22 protein-coding genes are annotated in these 24562 nt (G+C 36.9%); all 22 read left to right on the forward strand.

Going from position 1 to position 24562, the window contains the following annotated elements; all coding sequences use genetic code 11:
- Nucleotides 1–88: 88 nt before the first annotated feature.
- The 22 genes from rpoC (at nucleotide 89) to dnaE (ending at nucleotide 24535) form a co-directional block, all read left to right on the forward strand.
- Nucleotides 89–4306: a DNA-directed RNA polymerase subunit beta' gene (gene rpoC / locus GQ593_RS02635; protein WP_160430497.1), complete on the forward strand. Its 4218-nt coding sequence runs from the start codon at nucleotides 89–91 to the stop codon at nucleotides 4304–4306.
- A gap of 70 nt (nucleotides 4307–4376) precedes the next feature.
- On the forward strand, nucleotides 4377–4688 hold the full coding sequence (locus tag GQ593_RS02640; protein WP_160430498.1) for an antibiotic biosynthesis monooxygenase: 312 nt from the start codon (nucleotides 4377–4379) through the stop codon (nucleotides 4686–4688).
- 355 nt (nucleotides 4689–5043) lie between these two features.
- Nucleotides 5044–5640 carry a LemA family protein gene (locus GQ593_RS02645; protein WP_085247021.1) on the forward strand — a complete coding sequence of 199 codons (597 nt, stop codon included), beginning with the start codon at nucleotides 5044–5046 and terminating at the stop codon, nucleotides 5638–5640.
- 8 nt (nucleotides 5641–5648) lie between these two features.
- Nucleotides 5649–6539, forward strand: coding sequence for a TPM domain-containing protein (locus GQ593_RS13580; protein ID WP_202115350.1), 891 nt, complete (start codon nucleotides 5649–5651; stop codon nucleotides 6537–6539).
- 378 nt (nucleotides 6540–6917) lie between these two features.
- Nucleotides 6918–7247 (forward strand): PRD domain-containing protein, encoded by a 330-nt coding sequence (locus tag GQ593_RS02655; RefSeq protein WP_202115351.1) that lies wholly within the window; start codon nucleotides 6918–6920, stop codon nucleotides 7245–7247.
- A 47-nt stretch (nucleotides 7248–7294) separates the two neighbouring features.
- Complete coding sequence (locus tag GQ593_RS02660; RefSeq protein WP_160403972.1) at nucleotides 7295–7663, forward strand: SFCGS family glycine-rich protein; 369 nt, start codon at nucleotides 7295–7297, stop codon at nucleotides 7661–7663.
- Between the two features lie 13 nt (nucleotides 7664–7676).
- Nucleotides 7677–7970, forward strand: a complete 294-nt coding sequence (locus GQ593_RS02665) for a DUF4312 family protein (RefSeq protein ID WP_160403971.1) — start codon at nucleotides 7677–7679, stop codon at nucleotides 7968–7970.
- 20 nt (nucleotides 7971–7990) lie between these two features.
- On the forward strand, nucleotides 7991–8743 hold the full coding sequence (locus GQ593_RS02670) for a DUF4311 domain-containing protein (RefSeq protein WP_160430499.1): 753 nt from the start codon (nucleotides 7991–7993) through the stop codon (nucleotides 8741–8743).
- Nucleotides 8744–8758: 15 nt separating this feature from the next.
- The gene (locus GQ593_RS02675; RefSeq protein WP_160403969.1) at nucleotides 8759–9412 is read left to right on the forward strand and encodes a DUF4310 family protein; all 654 of its coding nucleotides are present in this window, start codon (nucleotides 8759–8761) and stop codon (nucleotides 9410–9412) included.
- 51 nt (nucleotides 9413–9463) lie between these two features.
- Nucleotides 9464–10618: an amidohydrolase/deacetylase family metallohydrolase gene (locus GQ593_RS02680; RefSeq protein ID WP_160403968.1), complete on the forward strand. Its 1155-nt coding sequence runs from the start codon at nucleotides 9464–9466 to the stop codon at nucleotides 10616–10618.
- On the forward strand, nucleotides 10596–11735 hold the full coding sequence (locus GQ593_RS02685; RefSeq protein ID WP_160430500.1) for a DgaE family pyridoxal phosphate-dependent ammonia lyase: 1140 nt from the start codon (nucleotides 10596–10598) through the stop codon (nucleotides 11733–11735). The genes GQ593_RS02680 and GQ593_RS02685 overlap by 23 nt, the downstream gene beginning before the upstream one ends.
- On the forward strand, nucleotides 11735–12475 hold the full coding sequence (gene dagF, locus GQ593_RS02690; protein ID WP_160430501.1) for a 2-dehydro-3-deoxy-phosphogluconate aldolase: 741 nt from the start codon (nucleotides 11735–11737) through the stop codon (nucleotides 12473–12475). Before GQ593_RS02685 ends, dagF begins: the two co-directional genes overlap by 1 nt.
- Before the next feature lie 3 nt (nucleotides 12476–12478).
- Nucleotides 12479–14398 (forward strand): BglG family transcription antiterminator, encoded by a 1920-nt coding sequence (locus tag GQ593_RS02695; protein ID WP_160430502.1) that lies wholly within the window; start codon nucleotides 12479–12481, stop codon nucleotides 14396–14398.
- Between the two features lie 234 nt (nucleotides 14399–14632).
- Entirely contained in the window at nucleotides 14633–15142 is a 510-nt protein-coding gene (yceD, locus tag GQ593_RS02700) for a 23S rRNA accumulation protein YceD (RefSeq protein ID WP_160430503.1), read from the forward strand.
- Between the two features lie 4 nt (nucleotides 15143–15146).
- The gene (rpmF, locus tag GQ593_RS02705) at nucleotides 15147–15314 is read left to right on the forward strand and encodes a 50S ribosomal protein L32 (RefSeq protein WP_025316508.1); all 168 of its coding nucleotides are present in this window, start codon (nucleotides 15147–15149) and stop codon (nucleotides 15312–15314) included.
- Nucleotides 15315–15347: 33 nt separating this feature from the next.
- A complete protein-coding gene (plsX, locus tag GQ593_RS02710; protein WP_160430504.1) occupies nucleotides 15348–16394 on the forward strand; it encodes a phosphate acyltransferase PlsX in 1047 nt (348 codons plus the stop codon).
- A 4-nt stretch (nucleotides 16395–16398) separates the two neighbouring features.
- On the forward strand, nucleotides 16399–17352 hold the full coding sequence (locus GQ593_RS02715) for a beta-ketoacyl-ACP synthase III (protein ID WP_160430505.1): 954 nt from the start codon (nucleotides 16399–16401) through the stop codon (nucleotides 17350–17352).
- A gap of 36 nt (nucleotides 17353–17388) precedes the next feature.
- Nucleotides 17389–18324: an ACP S-malonyltransferase gene (fabD, locus tag GQ593_RS02720; RefSeq protein ID WP_160430506.1), complete on the forward strand. Its 936-nt coding sequence runs from the start codon at nucleotides 17389–17391 to the stop codon at nucleotides 18322–18324.
- A gap of 18 nt (nucleotides 18325–18342) precedes the next feature.
- Complete coding sequence (fabG, locus tag GQ593_RS02725; RefSeq protein ID WP_160430507.1) at nucleotides 18343–19077, forward strand: 3-oxoacyl-ACP reductase FabG; 735 nt, start codon at nucleotides 18343–18345, stop codon at nucleotides 19075–19077.
- Nucleotides 19078–19227: 150 nt separating this feature from the next.
- Nucleotides 19228–19461 carry an acyl carrier protein gene (acpP, locus tag GQ593_RS02730; RefSeq protein WP_034910452.1) on the forward strand — a complete coding sequence of 78 codons (234 nt, stop codon included), beginning with the start codon at nucleotides 19228–19230 and terminating at the stop codon, nucleotides 19459–19461.
- 160 nt (nucleotides 19462–19621) lie between these two features.
- Nucleotides 19622–20866, forward strand: coding sequence for a beta-ketoacyl-ACP synthase II (gene fabF / locus GQ593_RS02735; RefSeq protein ID WP_160430508.1), 1245 nt, complete (start codon nucleotides 19622–19624; stop codon nucleotides 20864–20866).
- Nucleotides 20867–21055: 189 nt separating this feature from the next.
- Nucleotides 21056–24535: a DNA polymerase III subunit alpha gene (gene dnaE, locus GQ593_RS02740; protein WP_160430509.1), complete on the forward strand. Its 3480-nt coding sequence runs from the start codon at nucleotides 21056–21058 to the stop codon at nucleotides 24533–24535.
- Nucleotides 24536–24562 lie beyond the last annotated feature (27 nt).

Raw genomic sequence — 24562 nt, forward strand, 5'->3', positions numbered from 1 at the left:
TTTGCTAACTTAAATGATTTCTATTTATAGGGATAACTTATTAGCAATAATAAGTTATCTAATTGGTTTAACTCCATAGGAGTCAATTGTGAAAGACTTACTAAAGTTTCTAAAAGCACAAACAAAAACAGAAGATTTTGATGCTATCAAGATAGGGCTTGCTTCTCCTGATATGATTCGTTCATGGTCTTTTGGTGAAGTTAAAAAACCTGAAACAATCAATTATCGTACGTTCAAACCTGAGCGTGACGGATTGTTTTGTGCGCGTATTTTTGGACCAGTAAAAGATTATGAATGTTTATGTGGAAAATATAAACGTTTAAAACACCGTGGTGTGATTTGTGAAAAATGTGGAGTTGAAGTAACTCAAGCTAAAGTACGTCGTGAACGTATGGGGCACATTGAACTTGCATCACCAACTGCCCATATCTGGTTTTTAAAATCATTACCATCTCGTATTGGTTTATTACTTGATATGCCACTTCGTGATATTGAACGAGTGCTTTATTTTGAATCATTTATGGTTCTTGATGGTGGTATGACCAATCTTGAGCGTGGTCAGATTTTAACTGAAGAACAATATTTAGATGCGTTAGAAGAGTTTGGTGACGAATTTGATGCTCGCATGGGGGCAGAGGCTATCCAAGAGTTATTACGTAATATTGATGTGCAAGCGGAATGTGAAGCACTACGTGATGAACTATCAACCACTAATTCTGAAACTAAGCGTAAAAAACTGACCAAGCGTATTAAGATTATTGAAGCATTTATTCAATCAGAAAACAAACCTGAATGGATGATTTTAAACGTATTACCTGTGTTGCCACCAGATTTACGCCCATTAGTGCCACTTGATGGCGGACGTTTTGCAACATCAGATCTCAATGATCTTTATCGTCGAGTTATTAACCGTAATAACCGTTTAAAACGTTTATTAGACTTGGCTGCGCCGGATATCATTGTACGTAATGAAAAACGTATGTTACAAGAATCGGTCGATGCATTATTAGATAATGGTCGTCGTGGTCGTGCAATTACAGGTTCAAACAAACGTCCATTGAAGTCACTTGCTGATATGATTAAAGGTAAGCAAGGTCGTTTCCGTCAAAACTTATTAGGTAAACGTGTTGACTATTCTGGTCGTTCTGTAATTACTGTAGGTCCATACTTACATTTGCATCAGTGTGGTTTACCGAAGAAGATGGCCCTTGAATTATTCAAACCATTTATTTACGGTAAATTAGAGCGTCGCGGTTATGCAACAACCATTAAAGCAGCGAAGAAAATGGTTGAGCGTGAAGATGCAATTGTATGGGATATCTTAGATGAAGTTATTCGTGAACATCCAGTATTACTAAACCGTGCGCCAACATTACATAGATTAGGTATTCAAGCATTTGAGCCGATTCTAATTGAAGGTAAAGCAATTCAATTACATCCATTAGTTTGTGCGGCATTTAATGCTGACTTCGATGGTGACCAAATGGCGGTTCACGTTCCATTAACGTTAGAAGCACAATTAGAAGCACGTGCGTTAATGATGTCAACTAACAATATTCTTTCACCGGCAAGTGGTGAGCCTATCATCGTTCCTTCACAGGACGTGGTTTTAGGTCTTTACTATATGACTCGTGATAAAGTCAATGCCAAAGGTGAAGGCATGATATTAACCGGTCCTAAAGAAGCTGAAAAGCTATATCGTTTAGGTCTAGTTGAATTACATGCTAAGGTTAAAGTCCGTATTACTGAAAGCCAACGTAATAGTGTAGGTGAGTGGGAAGATACTACCTCGGTGGTTGATACAACAGTTGGTCGTGCAATTTTATGGTTAATTATGCCAAAAGGGATGAGCTTCTCTGTTATCAATCAACCTTTGGGTAAAAAGGCGATCTCTAAAATTTTAAATATCTGTTATCGCCAGTTAGGCATGAAAGATACAGTTATTTTAGCTGACCAAATCATGTACACTGGATTTGCTTATGCGGCACGTTCAGGTGTATCAGTTGGTATTGATGATATGGAAATTCCAGCGAAGAAATCACAAATAATCAACGAAGCTGAAATCGAAGTTGCTGAAATTCAAGAGCAATTCCAATCTGGTTTAGTAACTGCAGGTGAACGTTATAACAAAGTTATCGATATTTGGGCTGCCGCTAATGAACGGGTTGCTAAAGCGATGATGGATAACTTATCAACTGAAAAAGTAACTAACCGTGACGGTGAGGAAGAAGTTCAATCTTCTTTCAATAGTATTTACATGATGGCCGACTCTGGTGCGCGTGGTTCTGCAGCACAGATTCGTCAGCTTGCTGGTATGCGTGGTTTGATGGCAAAACCAGATGGTTCGATTATTGAAACGCCTATCACTGCAAACTTCCGTGAAGGCTTAAACGTACTTCAGTACTTTATCTCTACGCATGGTGCGCGTAAAGGTCTTGCTGATACCGCATTAAAAACAGCGAACTCAGGTTACTTAACTCGACGTTTAGTTGATGTGGCACAAGATTTAGTGGTCATTGAAGATGACTGTGGCACCTTAGAAGGCGTGGTAATGACACCTGTTATTGAAGGCGGTGATGTTAAAGAGCCACTTCGTGAACGAGTATTAGGTCGAGTTACGGCTGAAGATGTATTAAAACCAGGCAGTGCGGATATCTTAATCCCACGTAACACATTACTTGATGAAAGTAAATGTGACTTACTTGAAGCGGAATCTGTTGATAGCGTTAAAGTGCGTTCAGTGGTTTCGTGTGATACTGATTTTGGTGTGTGTGCAAAATGTTATGGTCGTGACTTAGCACGTGGTCACTTGGTCAATAAAGGTGAAGCAATCGGTGTTATTGCGGCGCAATCAATCGGTGAGCCAGGTACACAGTTAACCATGCGTACGTTCCATATTGGTGGTGCGGCATCGCGAGCGGCGGCTGAATCAAGTGTTCAAGTTAAAAACAAAGGTAGTATTAAATTAACTAATGCTAAATTTGTAACTAACCCAGATAAGAAACTAGTAATTACTTCGCGTAATGCTGAATTAACCATTATTGATGACTTAGGTCGAATGAAAGAAACCTATAAAGTGCCTTATGGTTCGATTTTAAGTAAAGGTAATGGTGTTGCAGTTAATGCGGGTGAAACAGTGGCTAACTGGGATCCACATACTATGCCAGTTATCTCTGAAACTAAAGGTTTTGTCCGTTTTGTGGATATGGTTGATGGTCAAACAATTACGCGTCAAACCGATGAATTAACAGGTTTATCATCTATTGCGATACTAGATGTAGCAGAACGTACTGGTGTTGGTAAAGATTTACGTCCAGCCATCAAAATTGTTGATGCTAAAGGTGATGATATCTATCTTGCTGGCACAGAAATGCTTGCGCAATACTTTTTACCTGGTAAAGCATTAGTACAGTTGGAAGATGGCGCTGAAATCAATATTGGTGATACACTTGCTCGTATTCCACAAGCATCTGTAGGTACTAAAGATATCACCGGTGGTTTACCGCGTGTTGCTGACTTATTTGAAGCACGTAAACCAAAAGAACCAGCTATCTTGGCTGAAATTGATGGTATCATTTCATTCGGTAAAGAAACAAAAGGTAAACGTCGCTTAATTATCACGCCATTAGATGGTAGTGAACCATATGAAGAGATGATTCCAAAATGGCGTCAACTTAACGTATTTGAAGGCGAACAAGTTGGCCGTGGTGATGTGATTTCTGATGGTCCTGAATCTGCGCATGATATTTTACGTCTACGTGGCGTTAATGCGGTAACACGTTATATTGTTAACGAAGTTCAAGAAGTTTATCGTCTACAAGGTGTAAAAATTAATGATAAACACATTGAAGTTATCGTACGCCAAATGTTACGTAAAGCAACGGTTATTCATCCAGGTGGCTCTCGTCTACTTGAAGGTGAACAACTTGAAGTTTCACGCTTGAAGATTATCAACCGTGAACTTGAAGCGCAAAATAAAGAACCAATTGTTTATTTACACGATTTACTTGGTATTACTAAAGCATCACTAACAACTGAATCATTTATTTCTGCCGCTTCGTTCCAAGAAACGACTCGCGTTTTAACCGAAGCTGCGGTGGCGGGTAAAAATGACGAATTACGTGGCTTAAAAGAAAACGTAATTGTTGGTCGATTAATTCCAGCAGGTACGGGGTATGCTTACCATAAAGAACGTTTACGTAAACGCGCAATGCCATCAACTGATGAGATTCAAACAACAATTTCAGCAGAAGAAGCAACCGCTAATTTAGCTGAATTGTTAAACTCTGCTGAAGAGAATCAATAGTCTCATTCGGTGTAATTTACAAATAGCACGCATGGCGTGCTATTTTTTTTAACTATAAAAGGAGATTGGTGTGTACATTGTAATGAACCGTTTTAAGATTAAACGGGGTCGCGAAGATACATTTATTGAAATATGGCGAAATCGTGATAGCCATCTGAAAGAAATGAAAGGGTTTAACCGTTTTTACTTTTTACAAGGAAAAACAGAAGAAAATTATACACTATTTTCTTCATTTACTGAGTGGCAATCTAAAGCTGATTTTGAAGCTTGGGTTAATTCTGAACACTTTAAGCATACCCACCGTAATACGAATAACCGACCAAATAACAGTGATATTTATTTTGAGTCGGCACAATTAGAGTGTTTTGACGTTATATTATAATAAATTCAGATATCAAGTTTGACATAAATGCAAAAAAGCTAATTTAGCTATTTATCATTTATTCAGTCAGTCCAACGAAATTTTGTGAGCAATAATAAATTGATTTGGACGCCGATATGACAATAACAAATGTGCCTAAAATCTAGCAGTAAACGTCGGATTTATTATATAAATAGTGATTTTATTTTAAAATGTCAAAATAAAAAATTAAATAAAATCAATGTCTTTTCTGACTGGCTTCTAGTTAATAAAATATAGCCAAGCACAAGAGTGTAAAGGTTTTTATATTTCTTGACAGGAACATTCCCCTTTTCTTAAACTGTTCGTAAAATAAACAACAATTTCAGGCGTACGGATGAAAATCAAATCGTTATTAATCATTGTAGTGTTAGTTGTTATTGGGGCGTTTATCTATTTTACAAGTTACAATGGTATCCAAACAAAGGACGAAAAAGTAGTGGCCGCATGGTCTGAAGTACTCAATCAATACAAGCGTAGAGCTGATTTAGTCCCTAATTTAGTCAATACCGTAAAAGGTTATACCACACATGAAAAAGAAGTTTTAATCCAAGTAACTGAAGCTAGAGCAAAAGTCGGATCGATTCAGATTAATGCTGATCAGCTAACTAACCCTGCTACATTCTCAAAATTCCAACAAGCACAATCAGAATTGAGTTCAGCATTAAGTCGCTTAATCGCAGTAAGTGAAAACTATCCAGAACTGAAAGCCAACACCCTTTATCAAGATTTAATGAGTCAGCTTGAAGGTACTGAAAATCGCATTACTGTTGCGCGCGGGCGATATATCGAAGCGGTGCAAACATTTAATATCTATATCCGTAAGTTACCGACTAAATGGATTGCTGATAGCTTAGGAAAACAACCAAAACAGCAATTTACGGTTGATGATGAAAAGCAAATGTCTAATCCTCCCGCAGTGAATTTTGGATAATTATTATCGTGAAAAAATATTTTCTATGTAGCATATTGTTCATAATTAGTTGGCTCAGTTATGGGCTAACTGATATTCCCGCATTCAAACATCGAGTGATTGACACGACTAATACATTAACATCGTCACAATTAAGCACACTTGAAGCAAATTTGAGTGATTATGAAAAATCACAGACAGACGGGAAACAAATAGCGGTTTTAATGATCGCTAAGCTTGATAATGAAACCATAGAACAATATGCAGATAGAGTCTTTATTCAATGGAAAATCGGTGAAAAAGGACAAGATAATGGTATCTTATTACTAATAGTAAAAGATGACAAACGTATGCGCATTGAAGTTGGTTATGGATTTGAAGGAACCATTACCGATTTAGTTGCTAGCCATATTATTCGCGAACAATTAGCTCCACAGTTTCAGAAAAATAACTATTATCAAGGTATTGACAATGCATTGTTGGTACTGAAACAAAAAATTGATAATTCTAACCCAAAAGATGATGATACTCAGGGCCAAAATCTCAATACTTTATTGGCGGGGGACTTTGGTTCCAAACTAATTAACTATGGACTAGTATCATTTTTTATCTGTTTCTTACTAACCAGTCTATTTATCACCAAAGTCAGTGCCAAACGAAGTTTAGGAACAGGTTTACTCAACGGACTGTCTATTGGTGGATTTACTTTATGGCAAGGTTACCCAGTACATATCGCATTACCTCTGTTATTTTTAGCTTTCGTTGTCAGCACCATGATAAGCGGCATTTTAACTGCTAGAGGTGGTCGCGGTGGTGGCGGTTTTGGTGGGTCAGGTGGTGGCTTCGGTGGAGGATCTGGTGGCTTTAGCGGTGGTGGAGGCGGCCGCAGCGGAGGTGGGGGGGCATCCGGTAGTTGGTAATACAATTAATCCTATCACAACATCTAGTTAAATATTAACGACTAAAAAACACTCAGAAAAGTTATTGATTTTATTTGAATTTTTGCTGATTTTTAGAGCTTTTAATTAAAGGATAAATAGATTTTCCCAGTCAATCTTAGGCTATGCGTACTTTTAAGTGGAAAGCTAACTTTAGCTTATTTTATGATCTAAATCACAAAATTGAACATAAATTAAATTTGTAAATTATTAATTTAAGAATAACAAAGCCTGTCTATTACTGCACTTTCCTATCTTTATAACAAATTTCCTGTTGTTGATGGAAAAAGTCTCTATCCAAATTGATTCTCATTTCATTTAGGCTTAAATCATCCTAAAACAATAATATGTACATAGATTATGAACCAAATAAAATTCCGAATGATCGAAGATAATCTTGATCCAGAATTAGTTACAAATCAAACTATTGAAATAATTAATGATTGGTTATCTGAATGTCAAATTTTTCAAAATGATATCCAAAAGGCGATGTTGTATTCCCACGTTAAAGCTATGGTGGAAAGAGCAAAAAACTTAGAAAGGCTTCCCGAAGTCGATCCAACACTTTTTGATGAGCTTTCAGAAGAATCATTATCGTTAGCACGTAGAACGGTACAATTATTCAATAAATTACCAATGGAAGAGGCTTATTTATTAGCGGTGCATTATGAAGTCGCTAAGGCAAACTAAAACAAATACTAGACATTCTAAAATGAAAATTAAATAGGAGAAATATTATGGCTGAAGTAGTCATTGTTATTGGCGATAGAATGGGAAAAGGGCAAAAAATTGCAGAAGGTATTAATTCTGTAGAGGGGTGTCGTGCAATTGTCATTCCCGGTATGGCTGCAGATATGAAATTAGGCGATGTAATGAACAGCGAAAAAGCTGATTTAGGACTTTCTTTTTGCGGTAGTGGTGGAGCAGGTGCTATTACGGCACAAAATAAATATGGCTACCTACAACGCCATGGTATGCGATCAATTGAAGAGGGCGAAACAGCTATCAATGAAGGATGTAAAGTTCTCGGTTTTGGCTTTATGGACACAAAAGAGCTAGGACAACGTATCGCAAAAGCATTTTTGAAAAAATATCCACGTTCATAAGCGGAAAATCAGCATGAAAAAAGAGCAGATACTTGTCAGAGTAAAAGGTCATGGTAATGCTAAGCAACAAGCATTTGCTATCGCTTTAAGTCAGGTTCAAAAACAAGTATTGAAAAATACCAATAATATTATGTTGCGCATTGAACCGATTGATATTCAAGTTGTATCAGCAATAGAAAAGACAACCATAGAGCGTTTTTTGTTTGTTTTTTTACCAAGAAAAAAGACTTTTTATGAAATCACGCTTGATGTATCTGTTAATGTAACTTTTGTTGATTTAAGTGACATTGAATTTACCACTAAATAACATAACGTAAAAGGGAAGTTATGGAAATTTTAATTATTGCATTCAAGTCTATTATTATCGGTGGACTTTGTGGTTTTAGCGTTGGTGCTGGGGCGGCTCGAATGTTTCACGCGCCAACGTATCAAGGTATGGGAGCATTTCGCACATTAGGTGAGCTTAATTCTTGCGAAGGGGATCCTGCTGCACATTTTTCTTTTGGCCTCGGATTTTTCTTTAATGCTTGGGCTTCATCTGTTGCCGCTGGCTCTTTTACTCAAGATGTTGATCATCGTATCATTCCAAATTGGGGGGCAGCGTTACTGATGGTAAAAAATCGTAATATTACCGAAACGTTACATGATCCGAAAAAAATGGCATTTGTGTGCACAATTGTTGGTGTACTTGTTGTGCTATTTTTAAATACCACAACTTCAGCAATCCCCGATTCGTTGAAGATTACAGCAACTAAAGTACTTGTTCCTGCTGCCAATTTACTTGTAGCAACTGTCATGCCGGTTATCTTTTGGTTAGCTGCGTTAGACGCTGGGCGAAGAAGTGGCTTTTGGGGAACACTATTTGGCGGGCTTGCACAGTTAATTATGGGGAATGCTGTACCAGGACTTGTATTAGGTATTTTGATAGGTAAAGGTGTGGATGATAGTGGTTGGAATCGTGTGATGAAGATCATGTTGGTTGCCGTTATTATCTTATTTGTCATGAGCGGATATTTCCGTGGCTTTGATATGAAGATGATTAACTCTTTTAGAGATGGTCTATCTTATTGGTTTAAATAGTATAGGGAACATGTTATGAATACAGAAACAACCATTAATAAGAGCTTTTGGTATGCCGATTGGTCATTCCCTATTATCTGTGGATTATTATCTGCTGGGATTTTTGCTGGGACGCATACTTTTTATGTTTATGGTATTGGTGCATTTAATGAAATCGCTTTTGTCGCCATGCTTAAATCAGGAATGACAACAGGCGATTATGGTGCAGTGGCTGCTTTTGGGGCGAGCTTTTTATTTGCTCGAGTCATTGAAGGGTCGTTAGTCGGTATATTAGATATTGGTGGTGCCTTACAAACTGGTATTGGTTTAGGCGTTCCTGCATTGCTTTTAGCGGGCGGTTACACATTACCTGTTGAAAACTTTTTTGCTGCGTTGGTAACCGGTCTTGTTTTAGGTGTATTGATTGGGTTTATTATCATTATTATTCGTAAATTTACGCTAAATAGTGGCGGTGGCTCAACATTTGGGGCTGATGTCATGATGGGGGCGGGTAATGCATCGGGAAGATTTTTAGGACCAATGATTATTTTATCGGCGATGGTTGCCTCAATTCCAATTGGTATTGGCTCATTACTTGGTGCGCTTATCTTTTATGTATGGAAAAAGCCTATCACTGGTGGTGCAATTTTAGGTGCAATGATTTTTGGTGGGATCTTCCCAATTGCGTGATTTTAATACTCCTTTGTCATTGCCTAAATTACAGAGGATTTGGATGTAATTATGTATGATTTAGTGATAAAGAAAGCAAAATTAATTGACGAATCGATCGTTGATATTGCAGTTCATTTAGGCAAGATTGTTGAGATTAGTAAGAACATTACAGAACAATCACAACAGATTTTAAATTTACATGCTAAACACTACATTAGTGCTGGATGGATTGATTCTCACACTCATTGCTTTGCTCGTTCACCTATTTATTACGATGAACCTGATTTGATCGGCACTAAGGCTGGTGTCACCTCGGTAGTTGATGCCGGTAGCGTTGGTGCGCTTGATGTTGATGAATTTTATCAATTAGCGCAACAAGCCAACACTCATGTTTATTCCTTTTTAAATATCTCGAAAATAGGGCTGATACGACAAAGCGAACTTGCCGATATGCGTGATATTGATGTGCCTTTATTCGACACAATGTTAGCCAAATATTCTCATTTTATTATTGGAATAAAAGTGAGAATGAGTCGTAGTGTGGTTGGTGAAAATGGAATATTACCGTTGGTCAAAGCCAAAGATATGCAAAAAAAGAGTGGATTACCTTTAATGATTCATGTGGGAAATAATCCGCCAGAGCTTGATGATATTGCCGATCTGTTAACAAAAGGAGACATCATCACTCATTGTTTTAATGGTAAGCCGAATCGAATTTTTGATAAAGAAAATAATCTTCGCGATTCAATAAGTCGGGCTATTAAGCGAGGCGTAATTTTAGATATTGGTCATGGTGGTGAGAGTTTTAGTTTTGCAGTTGCTGAAAGGGCAAAATTACTTGATATTTATCCAACTACAATTAGTTCCGATATATATTCTAAGAACCGTATTCAAGGGCCAGTATTTAGTCTAGCAAATGTTATGACCAAGTTTATTTGTTTAGGTTATAGCAGGGAGCGAATTATTGATAGTGTTACAAAAAATGCGGCACAAATTTTGCATCTTGAAAATAAAGGTAAATTATCCATTGGTTATGATGCAGATCTCACTATTTTCGATATCAAACAAGAAACAGTTTCGTTATCGGATTCAGAAGGTGAAGTTCGTCAAAGTCATGAACAGTTTGTTCCTTTGGCATGTGTTGTAACTGGGAGTAAAGAACATACTGTGTGTATTGAAATAACAGAAGAAGGTAGTAAAAATGAGCTCAGAATCTCAATCTGAAAAAGATGTTTACAGTAAATATAACTTAAAAAGAGTAATTAATGCGTCAGGACGAATGACAATTTTAGGTGTCTCAACGCCAAGACCAGAAGTGGTTGACACAGTATTACATGGACTAAATGAATATTTTGAAATTAAAGATCTGGTGGATAAAACGGGGCAATATATTGCAAAATTACTCAAAGTCGAAAATGCCGTCGTAGTATCGTGTGCTTCTGCTGGTATTGTACAAGCGGTTGCAGGTTTAATTATCAAAGACGATCGTGATCTGTTATTTAATTTACATTCATCAGACAAATATGTTCCTCGTGAAATTATTGTTCCTAAAGGTCATAACGTTAATTTTGGTGCACCGATTAGTACGATGGTTTCACTAGGTGGTGGTATTGTGGTTGAGGCTGGTTATGCTAATGAATGTAAACCAGAACATATTGAATCTTTAATTAATCCAGATACAGCGGCTATTTTATATGTTAAATCCCATCATTGTGTGCAAAAAAGTATGTTGTCAGTCGCACAAACGGCTGTAATTGCCAAAAAATACAATATTCCATTAATTGTTGATGCTGCTGCTGAAGAAGATTTACAAACATATTATCAACAAGGCGCTGATTTAGTTATTTATAGCGGAGCCAAAGCGATTGAAGGGCCTACCAGCGGTTTAGTTATAGGTCGTCAAAAAGCTGTTGAATGGGTAAAAATGCAGTCGCAAGGTATTGGACGATCAATGAAAGTTGGTAAAGAGGGGATTTTAGGTTTAACTAAAGCAATTGAGCTTTATCTTACCGAACCACAGAAAGAAACAGGACAGCAAATGGTGGGTAAAATGACATCATTTATTGAAAAGTTAAATGAACTTCATGGGATATCGGCTACCGTTGTTTGGGATGGCGCAGGGCGTGATATCGCACGCGCAGAAATAGCGTTTGATGCCAGCGTGATAGGTAAAACTGCAATCGAAATGGTGGATCTGATGAAACAAGGCGAAATTGCAGTTTACTTCAGAGAATATAAAGCCAATGAAGGCAAAGTTGATGCCGATGTGCGTAGTGTGACATCAGCGCAACTTGATATTATTTACAACAAAATTAAAAATATTATCCAAGGAGCAAAATAATGCAATTGAGTCCAAATTATTATCATGATCGTGTTTGTTTAAATGTTTTAGCAAATTCAATCGACAATGCAAAAGCAATCTATGAAGCTGCGCAATCTCATGTAGTTGTGGGTATTTTATCTAAAAACTATTCAAATAATGAAGCTGCGATTGTTGATATGAAAAGATATGCAGCAGCGATTGATAATGCTATCTCTGTGGGGCTTGGTGCGGGTGATCCTAATCAATCAATAATGGTTTCGGAGATATCAGCTGTGCTGCAGCCACAACATGTTAATCAAGTGTTTACAGGGGTTGCGACAAGTCGTGCATTGGTAGGGCAACAAGAAACGGTCATTAATGGATTAGTTTCGCCAACGGGGAAAGTAGGTTTAGTAAATATTGCAACCGGTCCTATAAGTTCAACGTTGCCAGCAGCCATTGTTCCTGTTGAAACAGCTATTGCTTTATTAAAAGATATGGGAGGAAGTTCAATAAAATATTTTCCTATGGGTGGTTTAAAGCATAAAGATGAATTTGAGTATGTTGCTAAATGTTGTGCTGAACATGATTTCTATCTTGAACCAACAGGTGGTATTGATTTAAACAATTATGAGGCAATTTTAAAAATTGCTTTAGATGCAGGTGTGAAGAGAATTATCCCACATATCTATAGTTCTATCATTGATAAAGCGACAGGTGCAACACGTACCTGTGATGTCAAACAACTTTTAGCTATTACCCAAAAACTAGTAGGATAAATAATGTCATCTCAAGTGCTTTTCTATTATCAGCGATTAGCGTATTTATTTGATACCATAAAAAACGAAACACTTCCTCAACAAGAGCTAGCCAATCGTTTTTCGGTTTCTACTCGCACAATTCGTACTGATATTTCAGCACTAAATGATATTTTAGGTGATTATGGTGCCCAAGTTGATTATACCAAAAATGTTGGTTATCAACTTGTGGTAACCGATCCTATTCGTTATGCCACATTACCTATTAATCAAGTGATTGAACAAGTACCTCGAACCAGTAAAGAAAGAGTTTCGGCTTTATTGATCGCTTTTTTAACTCAATCCAATTCCGTAAAGTTAGATGATATAGCTGGCGAATGGTTTTTAAGCCGTAGTACATTACAAAATGATGTTATTGAAGTTAAACAATATTTAGATAAATATAATTTATTACTCGAAAATCGTCCTTATTATGGTATGCGGCTAATTGGTGAAGAGTCGTCAATTCGCGCATGTTTAACCGATATTTTATGGCAACGCTATATGGCTGAAGATACCATTACAGTTAATAAATTACGCAAAACGATTTTAAATGATATCGATTTAGAGTATCTTGAAAAAATTCTTCAAAACCAACTTGAACGTTTTGAATTAAAATTAAGTGCTGAAGGGCAAGGGTATTTACTTTATAGTTGTGCAGTTTCAATTACTCGAATTACTCAGGGGCATGAGTTAATTGAATATGAAGTAGAGCAAATTAATACCACTGTTATCAGCGCAGTGACTGAAATATCTGAAGATATTTCCTATTTTTTAGGTAACGTGCTTTCTGATGCAGAATTTAATTATTTATGTGCTCAAATTTATTCTCGCACTATTATGGATTCGCCAAATCAGGCAAAAAGCTTGGCATTGATTAACCATATATTATCTTATATTAATAATACTTATCACTATAATTTATGGGAAGATAAAAAGTTACGTCAAGACATATTAATTCATATTTCATCCATGCTATCGCGAATTAAATATCAAATCCGCACAACTAATCCTTTATTACGTGAGATAAAGCAATATTATCCTTTCGCTTATGATATTACGTTATCTGCACTTGCTAACACCGAGCAGTATACTCAATCCAAAATGACAGAAGATGAAATTAGTTACTTAGCGGTACATATCGGCGTGGCACTAGAGCGTAATTATAATGCTGGACATGAAAGATATGCGCAAATTTTACTTGTTAGCGAGCTTGGTAATGCCGCTTTGCGTATGATTGAATCAAAAATTAAACGGGATTTCCCGCATATTAAAATAAATCGAACTCTTTCTTACCGTGAATATGAACAGCTGGCAAATATTGAAGAAGATTTTGTTGTTTCAACTGTTCGTTTAACAGAAAAAAATAAGCAAATAGTTAAAATTTCACCATTTCCAACACCTTATCAGCTTGAGCAATTGGGGCGGTTGGCAATGATTGATAGAACAATGCCTTATATTATTGAGCGTTTTTTTAATCAAAAGTTTTTTTTCATTATTGAACAATCAATGACACAAAAAGACCTTTTAAAAAATATTTGTAAAAAACTTAAGCAAGAGGGGTATATTGATGTAGATTTCTATCCATCAGTCATTGAACGAGAGGCAATAGTGTCTACACTATTAGGTGAAAATATTGCCATTCCTCACTCTGTCGGGTTGTTGGCTAAAAAAACAATAGTAACGACCATATTAGCGCCACAGGGTATTGTATGGGACAAGAATGAGGTCGCTCATGTTATTTTTTTATTGGCGATCAGTAAAGATGAATATGAAGATGCAATGCGCATTTATAATTTATTTGTAAACTTTGTCAAAGAAAGATCAACTAAGCGTTTATTAAATAGTAAAACGTTTGATGATTTTCGTGCAATTGTAAAAGATAGCTTTGGTCGACTGCCATAATTGTTGGATAAATATATTTATTTTTAAATGTAAATCTTATTTTTATCGAAAAATTTTTACAAAAATAAACATATATTCAAAATGAATATTAAGATAATACTCAATGAGTAAAACCAATTATCTTGTTTGCGCCCATTGACGAAATTATGATTTAAAGGTAATATGCGCGCCTTATGTATTGTGTTCTTTTTATGAAGAAACATAAGAGTAACTTTAAGGTAGCATGCATATTTTATGCAAAATAAATTGCCATTAACAATTGACCCAATTAAAGCAGCACAAAAAAAGCTTGATTATATTGGATATTATCCAGCTAAAAGTGTAGCTAGGGTTGAAAGTCCACAAAGTGATATTGAGTGTAGCTTATCTTTTAAGTTTGATGAGCAACGACTTTGTGTTATTACAATTGATGCAAAAATAACGTTAGAACTGGTTTGCCAACGTTGTTTTAAACCTTTTATCACAGAAATTCATGTGATGAATAAATTTAGTCCTGTTAAGAGCGATGCTCAAGCAGAGGCACTACCGGAACATTATGAGCCCGTTCTTATGAACGAGTTTGGCGAAGTAGATATATTAGCGTTACTTGAGGACGAAATCATTCTCTCGTTGCCAATTGCGCCGGTACATGATAGTGAACACTGCGAAGTGTCAGAGGCTGATATGGTATTTGGTGACATTCCAAGTGAGAATGAAAAACCGAATCCATTTGCAATTTTAGTTAGTTTAAAGAATAAGGGGTAAATCCATGGCTGTTCAACAGAATCGTAAAACTCGTGCAAAACGTGGTATGCGTCGTTCTCATGATGCATTAACTGTTGCTAATATCTCAGTTGATGAATCAGGTAAAACACATTTACGTCATCATGTAACCGCAGATGGTTATTATCGTGGTCGTAAAGTGATTTCTAAATAATTATTACCTAATTAGAAATTCTCAGGTGACATTTTGGATAATCTAACCATTGCGTTAGATGCTATGAGCGGGGACTTCGGTCCTCGTGTTGTTGTTCCTGCTGCAATACAAGCGCTAAATTGTTATCCACACCTTTCTATTTTTCTGGTGGGCGACCCAGCAGAAATTAGTCTTTTTTTGTCAAAAGAAAATGTAAAACTTGTCTCTCACTATCAGCAAAAGGGGCGGTTAATTTTGACCGAATCGACTACCGTTATAGCTAATGATATGAAGCCTGCCTATGCGATTCGCCATAGCCAAGGCTCGTCAATGAGAATAGCGCTTGAACTGGTTAAAGATAACAAGGCTCAGGCCTGTGTAAGTGCTGGTAATACCGGTGCACTGATGGGGTTGTCTAAACTTCTATTGCACTCTTTAACCGGCATTGATCGTCCTGCCTTAGTTGCCACTATTCCTGCATTAAATAATCAAAGTACGGTGGTGCTGGATTTAGGTGCTAATGCTGAATGTGATAGTGATATGCTAGTACAATTTGCCATAATGGGTGAAATATTAGCTAAAACAGTACTAAAAATTGAAAATCCTCGGGTTGCCTTACTTAATATAGGTGAAGAAGACATCAAAGGGTTGGATAAAATACGTGCAGCTGCTTCTATTTTAAAATCAAATGATCAGATTAATTATATCGGCTATTTAGAAGGTAATGAGCTGTTAACCGGTAAAACAGATGTATTAGTATGTGATGGTTTTGTTGGCAATGTGACGTTAAAAACAGTCGAAGGCTTAGTTAAAATTTTCATGTCTTCATTTAAGTTGTCTCTTGGTCATAACTCATTATTAATGAAGCTATTAAGTAAATGGTTACAGAGAAAGTTCTCAAAAAGCTTTGGTTATCTGGAACCAGGGCGATATAATGGCGCTTGTTTGCTTGGACTTCGAAGTATTGTGATCAAAAGTCATGGTAGTGCCAACCAAAAATCATTTTTTGCAGCAATTGAACAAGCTATTTTGGCTATACAAACAAATATACCTGAGAAGATAGCAATGAGCCTTTCTTCCGCACTACCCAAGAGCGAATAATTAGATGTATACAAAGATATTAGGAACTGGAAGTTACCTTCCAAAACAGATAAGAACTAATGCAGATCTTGAAAAGATGGTCGATACTAGTGATGAATGGATCACAACACGTACCGGTATCAAAGAAAGACGGATTGCAGAGCCAAATGAAACTGTAACGAGTATGGCTTATCAAGCTGCTATAAATGCAATTGAAATGGCTAATATCGCTAAAGAAGAAATTGGTATGATTATTGTTGCAACGGCAACGTCGGTCAATGCGTTTCCAAGTTCAGCAACAGAATTACAAGCGAAATTAGGTATTGGTGATGTTGTTGCATTCGATGTATCTGCCGCTTGCTCCGGATTTGTTTATGCGCTTGATATTGCCGATAAATATATTAAAAGCGGTGCAATTAAATATGCCTTAGTTGTTGGTTCAGACATGTTAACTCGCGGTGTAGATCCAAATGACCGAGGGACTATTATCATTTTTGGTGATGGTGCAGGAGCGGTTGTTGTTGGTGCATCAGAAGAACCGGGTATTATTGCTTCACATCTTCATGCTGATGGTCGATATGGTGACTTATTAAAATATCCATATGTTGATCGCCGTGATATAAATGATCCAGTTTACATGACCATGCATGGCAATGAAGTGTTTAAAGTAGCGGTTAAAGAGCTTTCAAATTTGGTTGATGAACTTTTAACTGAGAATGCATTTAACAAAGCTGATTTAGATTGGTTAGTACCACATCAAGCTAATTTAAGAATTATTTCAGCAACTGCAAAACGCCTAGATATGGATATGAGTAAAGTCATTGTCACATTGGATAAGCAGGGTAATACTTCTGCTGCTTCTGTGCCTTGTGCTTTAGATGCTGGCGTGCGAGATGGACGAATTCAACGAGGTCACCTAATTTTATTAGAAGCCTTTGGAGGTGGATTTGTTTGGGGTTCTGCGCTAGTTAGATTTTAGTTTATGATGTATTTTTAATGATCAAGGATTTAAATAATGACCAAATTTGCAATGGTATTTCCAGGACAAGGCTCACAATCTGTCGGCATGTTAAAAGATCTTGCTGATAATTTCTCGATTGTGAAATCCACATTTGATGAAGCTTCTGAAATGCTTGGTTATGATTTGTGGGATTTAGTACAAAAAGGTCCAACAGAAGAATTAAATAAAACTTGGCAAACGCAACCTGCGTTACTTGCTTCATCTGTTGCAATATTTAGAATGTGGCAAAGTGTTAATGGTGCTCAACCTGATTTTATGGCAGGTCATAGTTTGGGTGAATATTCGGCATTAGTTTGCGCTGGTGTGATTGATTTCAAAGATGCGATTAAATTAGTCGAATTACGTGGAAAGCTGATGCAAGAAGCAGTACCAAGTGGTACAGGGGCAATGTATGCCATTATTGGGTTAGATAACGAATCGATTAGCAGAGCATGCGAACAAGCAGCACAAGATCAAATTGTTGCTCCTGTAAATTTTAATTCACCAGGACAAGTTGTTATTGCTGGTAATAAAGAAGCTGTTGAACGTGCTGGCGTATTATGTAAAGAAGCGGGTGCAAAACGTGCATTACCACTTGCTGTTAGTGTGCCATCACACTGTGCATTAATGAAATCAGCCGCTGATAAATTAGCAACGACATTAAATGACATTGAATTTAGCACGCCAAAGTTTGCGGTTATCAATAATGTCGATGTTAAAGTTGAAACATCAGCAGAAAAAATCAAAACGGCATTGATTTCTCAGCTTTATAGCCCTGTACGTTGGACAGAAACTGTTGAATACATAGCAAAACAAAATGTAACACTTTTAGTTGAAATGGGGCCAGGTAAGGTGTTAACAGGCTTAACTAAACGTATTGTAGATACACTTTCTGGCTTGGCAGTCAATGATAAAGCATCATTAGACATAGCATTAGAAAACACAAAGTAAAGGATAAAAGAGGTAGTTATGAATCTATCAGGAAAAATTGCTTTAGTTACCGGTGCAAGTCGAGGAATTGGTAAAGCAATAGCAGAAAAATTAGTTGCTTGTGGTGCAACGGTTATAGGTACGGCAACAACAGAGAAAGGTGCGGATGCCATCAGTCAATACTTAGGCTCAAATGGCAAAGGTTTTGCTTTAAATGTAACAGATGAAGCATCAATCGAATCTGTTATTAATGCAATAAAAAACGAATTTGGTGATATTGACATTCTAGTCAATAACGCAGGTATTACGCGTGATAATTTATTAATGCGCATGAAAGAAGATGAATGGCAAGATATTTTAAATACTAATTTAACATCAGTATTCCGTTTATCTAAAGCATTAATGCGCACAATGATGAAAAAACGTTATGGCAGAATTGTAACTATTGGTTCAGTAGTGGGTACAATGGGAAATGCTGGCCAAGCTAACTATGCGGCTGCGAAAGCAGGATTAATTGGTTTTAGTAAATCATTAGCTCGCGAAGTGGCCTCACGAGGTATTACCGTTAATGTAGTAGCCCCTGGTTTTATTGCAACTGATATGACTGATGCATTAACCGAGGAACAAAAAGCGTTAACATTGGGACAAGTGCCTGCTGGGCGTTTAGGTGAACCTGTGGAAATTGCTAATGCGGTTGCCTTTTTGGTTTCTGATGAAGCATCTTACATTACTGGTGAAACTTTACATGTCAATGGTGGCATGTATATGGTGTAATTGGCTAGAATAGTGTAAAATGAGCCAACGCTTTGATGTTTTGAATAAGAAATAAGCAATTGGGTTGAAAAATGATTGGCATCTTTTTCAACATTTTATAAACTTACATTCACCGCCACTTTCGGCGATTTTTATAGGAAAAAAAAGAGTATGAGCACTATTGAAGAGCGAGTTAAGAAAATTATTGTTGAGCAACTAGGTGTAAAAGAGGAAGAAGTTAAAAATGAATCTTCTTTCATTGAAGATCTTGGCGCTGATTCTCTTGATACGGTTGAATTAGTTATGGCTTTAGAAGAAGAATTTGATACTGAAATTCCTGATGAAGAAGCTGAAAAAATCACAACTGTTCAATCAGCAATTGATTATATTACTGCAAATCAATAAGGTTAGCAGGGTCTTCATGATAGGCGGTCAAATGATCGCCTAGTTTGTATTTGTGTTTATAATTTTTAAACTAAAGAAAACTTGATATAAATTCTTAGAAAACTAGAAATAAAATTTTCAATGATTCAAATTTCATTTCAATCCTTTCCCGGAGGGCAATGTGTCTAAACGCAGAGTTGTTGTTACTGGAATGGGCATGATATCTCCTGTAGGTAATACAGTTGAATCCACTTGGCAAGCTTTATTAGCTGGACAAAGTGGCGTTGAACTCATAGAGCACTTTGATACTGCCCCTTTCGCAACGCACTTCGCAGCGATGGTTAAAAACTTTAATGGCGAAGATTATAATATTTCACGCAAAGATGCGCGTAAAATGGATTATTTTATCCAATATGGTATCGCTGCGGGTATGCAAGCAATGCAAGATGCTGGCATTGAGATCACGGAAGAAAACGCAAAACGTATTGGCTGTGCTATAGGTTCAGGTATTGGCGGGCTTGGGTTGATTGAAGAAAACCACAGTGCATTAGTCAATGGTGGACCACGTAAAATTAGCCCTTTTTTTGTACCCTCAACAATTGTTAATATGATTGCTGGTCATTTATCCATTATTTATGGATTAAAAGGGCCAAGTATTACTATAGCAACAGCATGTTCTTCTGGTGTGCACAATATTGGTCATGCTGCACGTATGATTGCTTATGGTGATGCAGATGCGATGTTAGCTGGTGGGGGAGAAAAAGCAAGTACTCCTCTTGGTATTGGTGGTTTTGGTGCTGCTCGTGCATTATCGACCAATAATGATGATCCTAAAGGTGCAAGTCGTCCTTGGGATAAAGATCGTGATGGTTTTGTGCTTGGTGATGGTGCGGGAATCATGTTCTTAGAAGAATATGAGCATGCTAAAAAGCGTGGCGCTAAAATTTACGCTGAACTGGTTGGATTTGGTATGAGTGGTGATGCTTATCATATGACTTCACCTCCAGCTGATGGTAGTGGTGCGGCCTTAGCAATGCAATGTGCACTTCGTGATGCAGGCATCAATCCTGAGCTAGTGGGTTATATCAATGCTCATGGCACATCAACACCAGCCGGTGATAAAGCAGAAACTCAAGCAGTAAAAAGTATTTTTAAAGAAAATGCCAACAAAGTTATGGTTAGTTCAACTAAATCAATGATAGGGCATTTATTGGGTGCTGCTGGAGCGGTTGAATCTATTTTTACTGTACTTACACTGTGTGATCAAGCTGTGCCACCAACAATTAACCTTGATAATCCTGATGAGGGCTGTGATCTTGATTATGTTCCGCATACAGCACGTCAAGTTAAGAATTTACAATACGCACTTTGTAATTCTTTTGGTTTTGGTGGAACCAATGGTTCAGTGTTATTTAAGAAAATCTAATTTTTTGTTATCCGCCGATAATATCTATTGGCGGAATATCTTTAATAAATGGTTTTTCACTTATAAACTTTATAATGAAAATGACCTTTATCTTTTCTCAGTTCGAACTAACAATTAAAGGGAATAAGAATATTCCTCTTGCTTGTGTTATAATCTCATAATAACTTTATAGCTTCACTTCTGGTAATTATGGCGGAACCTAAATTTATTCATCTTCATTTGCATAGTGATTTCTCGATGGTTGATGGAATTGCGAAAGTTGGCACATTAGTAAATGAAGTGAGCAAGTTACAGATGCCAGCTTTTGCGATCACAGATTTTACTAATCTTTGTGGATTGGTTAAGTTTTATGGTTCAGCGATGTCAAAAGGTATTAAACCGATCATTGGTGCAGATCTTGCTATTAGAAGTTCTCAAATGCCTGATGATATTTATCGTTTAACTCTTCTAGCGGCTAATAATCAAGGATATCAAAATCTTACTTTATTGATTTCTAAAGCTTATCAGCGAGGATATATCGGTGATTTGCCAGTTGTTGATAATGACTGGCTAATTGAGCACCGAGCCGGATTAATTGCATTAGCAGGGCGAGAAAGTGATATTGGTATCGGTATTGTTCGTAATAATCAAATAATCGTTGATAATGCTATTAATTTTTATCTTGAAAATTTTAGTGAGCACTTTTATTTTGAATTAGTACGTACTAAACGAACCAATGAAGAGCTATTTATTCATCGAGCTGTGAATTTGGCTGAACAATATTCGTTACCCGTTGTTGCAACTAATGATGTTCGATTTTTGAAATCTTCTGATTTTGATGCTCACGAGATTCGTGTCGCTATTCATGATGGTAATACGCTAGAAGATCCTTCCAGACCTAAAAATTATTCGGCAGAGCAATATCTACGTACAGAACAGGAAATGTGCGAACTATTTTCTGATATTCCTGAAGCGCTTGAAAATAGTGTTGAAATAGCAAAACGCTGTAATGTTTCTATCCGATTAGGCGAATATTTTTTACCTAAATTTCCAACCGGCGATATGTCTACTGAAGACTTTTTAGTGCATAAAGCACGCGAAGGATTAGAAGAAAGGCTAGCGTTTTTATTTCCTGATCCAGAAATTAGAAAGCAAAGACGACCTGAATATGATGAGCGTTTAGAAACCGAATTAACTGTAATTAACCAAATGGGTTTTCCTGGTTACTTCCTGATTGTTATGGAGTTTATACAATGGTCAAAAGATAATGATATTCCAGTTGGTCCAGGACGAGGCTCTGGTGCTGGCTCGCTAGTTGCGTATGCTTTGAAAATTACCGATTTAGATCCACTTGAGTTCGATTTGCTTTTTGAACGTTTTTTAAATCCAGAACGTGTTTCAATGCCTGACTTTGATGTTGATTTCTGTATGGAAAAACGCGATCTGGTTATTGATCATGTCGCTGATATGTATGGTCGCGATGCTGTTTCCCAGATTATTACCTTTGGTACCATGGCAGCTAAAGCGGTTATTCGAGATGTAGGAAGAGTGCTTGGGCATCCTTATGGATTTGTCGATCGTATTTCAAAATTAATACCTTTAGATCCAGGTATGACACTAGCCAAAGCTTTTGAAATTGAGCCTCAGTTACAAGAGTTATATGATAATAATGAAGAAGTCAAATCATTAATTGACATTGCACGTCAATTAGAGGGGGTAACCCGAAATGCTGGTAAGCATGCCGGTGGTGTTGTAATTTCACCTACTAAGATAACTGATTTTTCTCCAATTTATTGTGATCCAGAAGGCCATCACCCAGTTACTCAATTTGATAAAAACGATGTGGAATATGCAGGTCTGGTAAAGTTTGACTTTTTGGGATTACGGACATTAACCATTATTGATTGGGCAATCAAAATGATTAATGAACGTCAGCTGCGAGAGGGTAGCGAAAAAGTCGATATTACCCGAATTCCTTTAGATGATGAAAAATCTTTTGAATTATTATTAAAAGCTGAAACTACAGCGGTGTTCCAACTTGAATCCCGTGGTATGAAAGATTTAATAAGACGTCTAAAGCCCGACTGTTTTGAGGACATGATCGCTTTAGTTGCATTATTTCGTCCAGGTCCCCTACAATCAGGCATGGTCGACAATTTTATTGACCGAAAACATGGACGAGAAGAGGTTTCTTACCCTGATATTAAGTACCAACATGACTCATTAAAACCTATTTTAGAACCAACGTATGGTATTATTTTATATCAAGAACAAGTGATGCAAATCGCACAGACTCTTTCTGGTTATACATTGGGAGGTGCTGATTTATTGCGCCGAGCTATGGGTAAGAAAAAACCTGAAGAGATGGCAAAGCAACGTTCTGTTTTTAAAGATGGTGCTGAAAAACAAGGTATTGATGGTGAGCTGTCGATGCGAATATTTGATCTGGTTGAAAAATTTGCTGGATATGGCTTTAATAAATCTCATTCGGCCGCTTATGCGCTTGTTTCTTATCAAACATTATGGCTAAAAACTCACTATCCTGCCGAATTTATGGCTGCGGTTATGACCGCCGATATGGATAATACCGATAAAATTGTCGGTTTGGTTGATGAATGCTTACGGATGGGATTAAAAGTTAATCCTCCAGATATTAATAGTGGTCTGTATCACTTTCATGTAAATGATAAAGGTGAGATTGTTTATGGTATTGGGGCTATAAAAGGTGTTGGCGAGGGTCCTATAGAGGCAATTGTTGAAGCACGTAACAGTGGAGGATATTTCAAAAATATTTTCGAACTTTGTGCTCGAACAGATATGAAGAAGATCAATCGTCGAGTACTTGAAAAACTCACTATGGCAGGAGCTTTTGATAAATTAGGTCCTCATCGTGCGGCTATATTGCATAGCATTAATGATGCAATGCAAGCGGCAGATCAATATGCTAAAGCACAAGATATTGGTCAAGAAGATATGTTTGGTGTTTTGGCGGAAGAGCCTGAACAAGTTGAGTATGCTTATGCTGCAGTTTCTGAATTACCTGATCAAGTTTTGCTTGATGGGGAACGTGAGGCCTTAGGACTTTATTTAACAGGACATCCAGTAACACAATATTTAAAAGAATTAAATCGTTATACAGGTGGACTGAGAATTAGTGAAGCCTCTCCAACAGGTTGGGGTAAGATGGTCACTTTTGCAGGTATTGTTGCTGATGCTCGGGTACGAATTACTAAAAAAGGTAAAAAAATCGGTTTGTTTACCTTGGACGATCGTTCTGGCCGTATTGACGGTATGCTTTTTGCTGAGTCTTTAGATAATTTCGGACATTTACTTGTAAAAGATAAGATCTTAATTGTTACAGGTCAAGTTAGTAATGACGATTTTAATGGTGGTTTTAAAATATCAGTGCGCGATATTGCTGATCTAAAAGATGCTCGAGCTAAATATGTAAAAGGATTGTCGATTACTTTAACTGAAAGCGAAACAAATCAAGCAATATTGCAGCGTTTACAACAATTGTTTGAACCTTATCGGCATGGCAGTGTGCCAGTTAACTTATATTATCATCGAGATGATTTAGTTGTTAGGATTCAATTTGGCACGACATGGAGGATAATTCCTGAAGATACTTTGATTGTTGAGTTAAAGACATTACTTGGTATTGACCGTATTGAATTTGATTTTGAATAATTTAAATAAACTTATGAATAACAGTTT

The organism is Gilliamella sp. Pas-s25, assembly GCF_009795885.1.
Lineage (GTDB): Bacteria > Pseudomonadota > Gammaproteobacteria > Enterobacterales > Orbaceae > Gilliamella.

Bases quoted from the DNA above. Each gene is read 5' to 3' on its own strand.
- GQ593_RS02695 (WP_160430502.1), top strand. From the start codon at position 12,479: ATGTCATCTCAAGTGCTTTTCTATTATCAGCGATTAGCGTATTTATTT.
- GQ593_RS02665 (WP_160403971.1), top strand. From the start codon at position 7,677: ATGAAAAAAGAGCAGATACTTGTCAGAGTAAAAGGTCATGGTAATGCT.
- GQ593_RS02680 (WP_160403968.1), top strand. From the start codon at position 9,464: ATGTATGATTTAGTGATAAAGAAAGCAAAATTAATTGACGAATCGATC.
- GQ593_RS02660 (WP_160403972.1), top strand. From the start codon at position 7,295: ATGGCTGAAGTAGTCATTGTTATTGGCGATAGAATGGGAAAAGGGCAA.
- fabG (WP_160430507.1), top strand. From the start codon at position 18,343: ATGAATCTATCAGGAAAAATTGCTTTAGTTACCGGTGCAAGTCGAGGA.
- GQ593_RS02645 (WP_085247021.1), top strand. From the start codon at position 5,044: ATGAAAATCAAATCGTTATTAATCATTGTAGTGTTAGTTGTTATTGGG.
- GQ593_RS02685 (WP_160430500.1), top strand. From the start codon at position 10,596: ATGAGCTCAGAATCTCAATCTGAAAAAGATGTTTACAGTAAATATAAC.
- dagF (WP_160430501.1), top strand. From the start codon at position 11,735: ATGCAATTGAGTCCAAATTATTATCATGATCGTGTTTGTTTAAATGTT.
- fabD (WP_160430506.1), top strand. From the start codon at position 17,389: ATGACCAAATTTGCAATGGTATTTCCAGGACAAGGCTCACAATCTGTC.
- GQ593_RS02655 (WP_202115351.1), top strand. From the start codon at position 6,918: ATGAACCAAATAAAATTCCGAATGATCGAAGATAATCTTGATCCAGAA.
- rpmF (WP_025316508.1), top strand. From the start codon at position 15,147: ATGGCTGTTCAACAGAATCGTAAAACTCGTGCAAAACGTGGTATGCGT.
- GQ593_RS02670 (WP_160430499.1), top strand. From the start codon at position 7,991: ATGGAAATTTTAATTATTGCATTCAAGTCTATTATTATCGGTGGACTT.
- yceD (WP_160430503.1), top strand. From the start codon at position 14,633: ATGCAAAATAAATTGCCATTAACAATTGACCCAATTAAAGCAGCACAA.
- GQ593_RS02675 (WP_160403969.1), top strand. From the start codon at position 8,759: ATGAATACAGAAACAACCATTAATAAGAGCTTTTGGTATGCCGATTGG.
- acpP (WP_034910452.1), top strand. From the start codon at position 19,228: ATGAGCACTATTGAAGAGCGAGTTAAGAAAATTATTGTTGAGCAACTA.
- GQ593_RS02715 (WP_160430505.1), top strand. From the start codon at position 16,399: ATGTATACAAAGATATTAGGAACTGGAAGTTACCTTCCAAAACAGATA.
- dnaE (WP_160430509.1), top strand. From the start codon at position 21,056: ATGGCGGAACCTAAATTTATTCATCTTCATTTGCATAGTGATTTCTCG.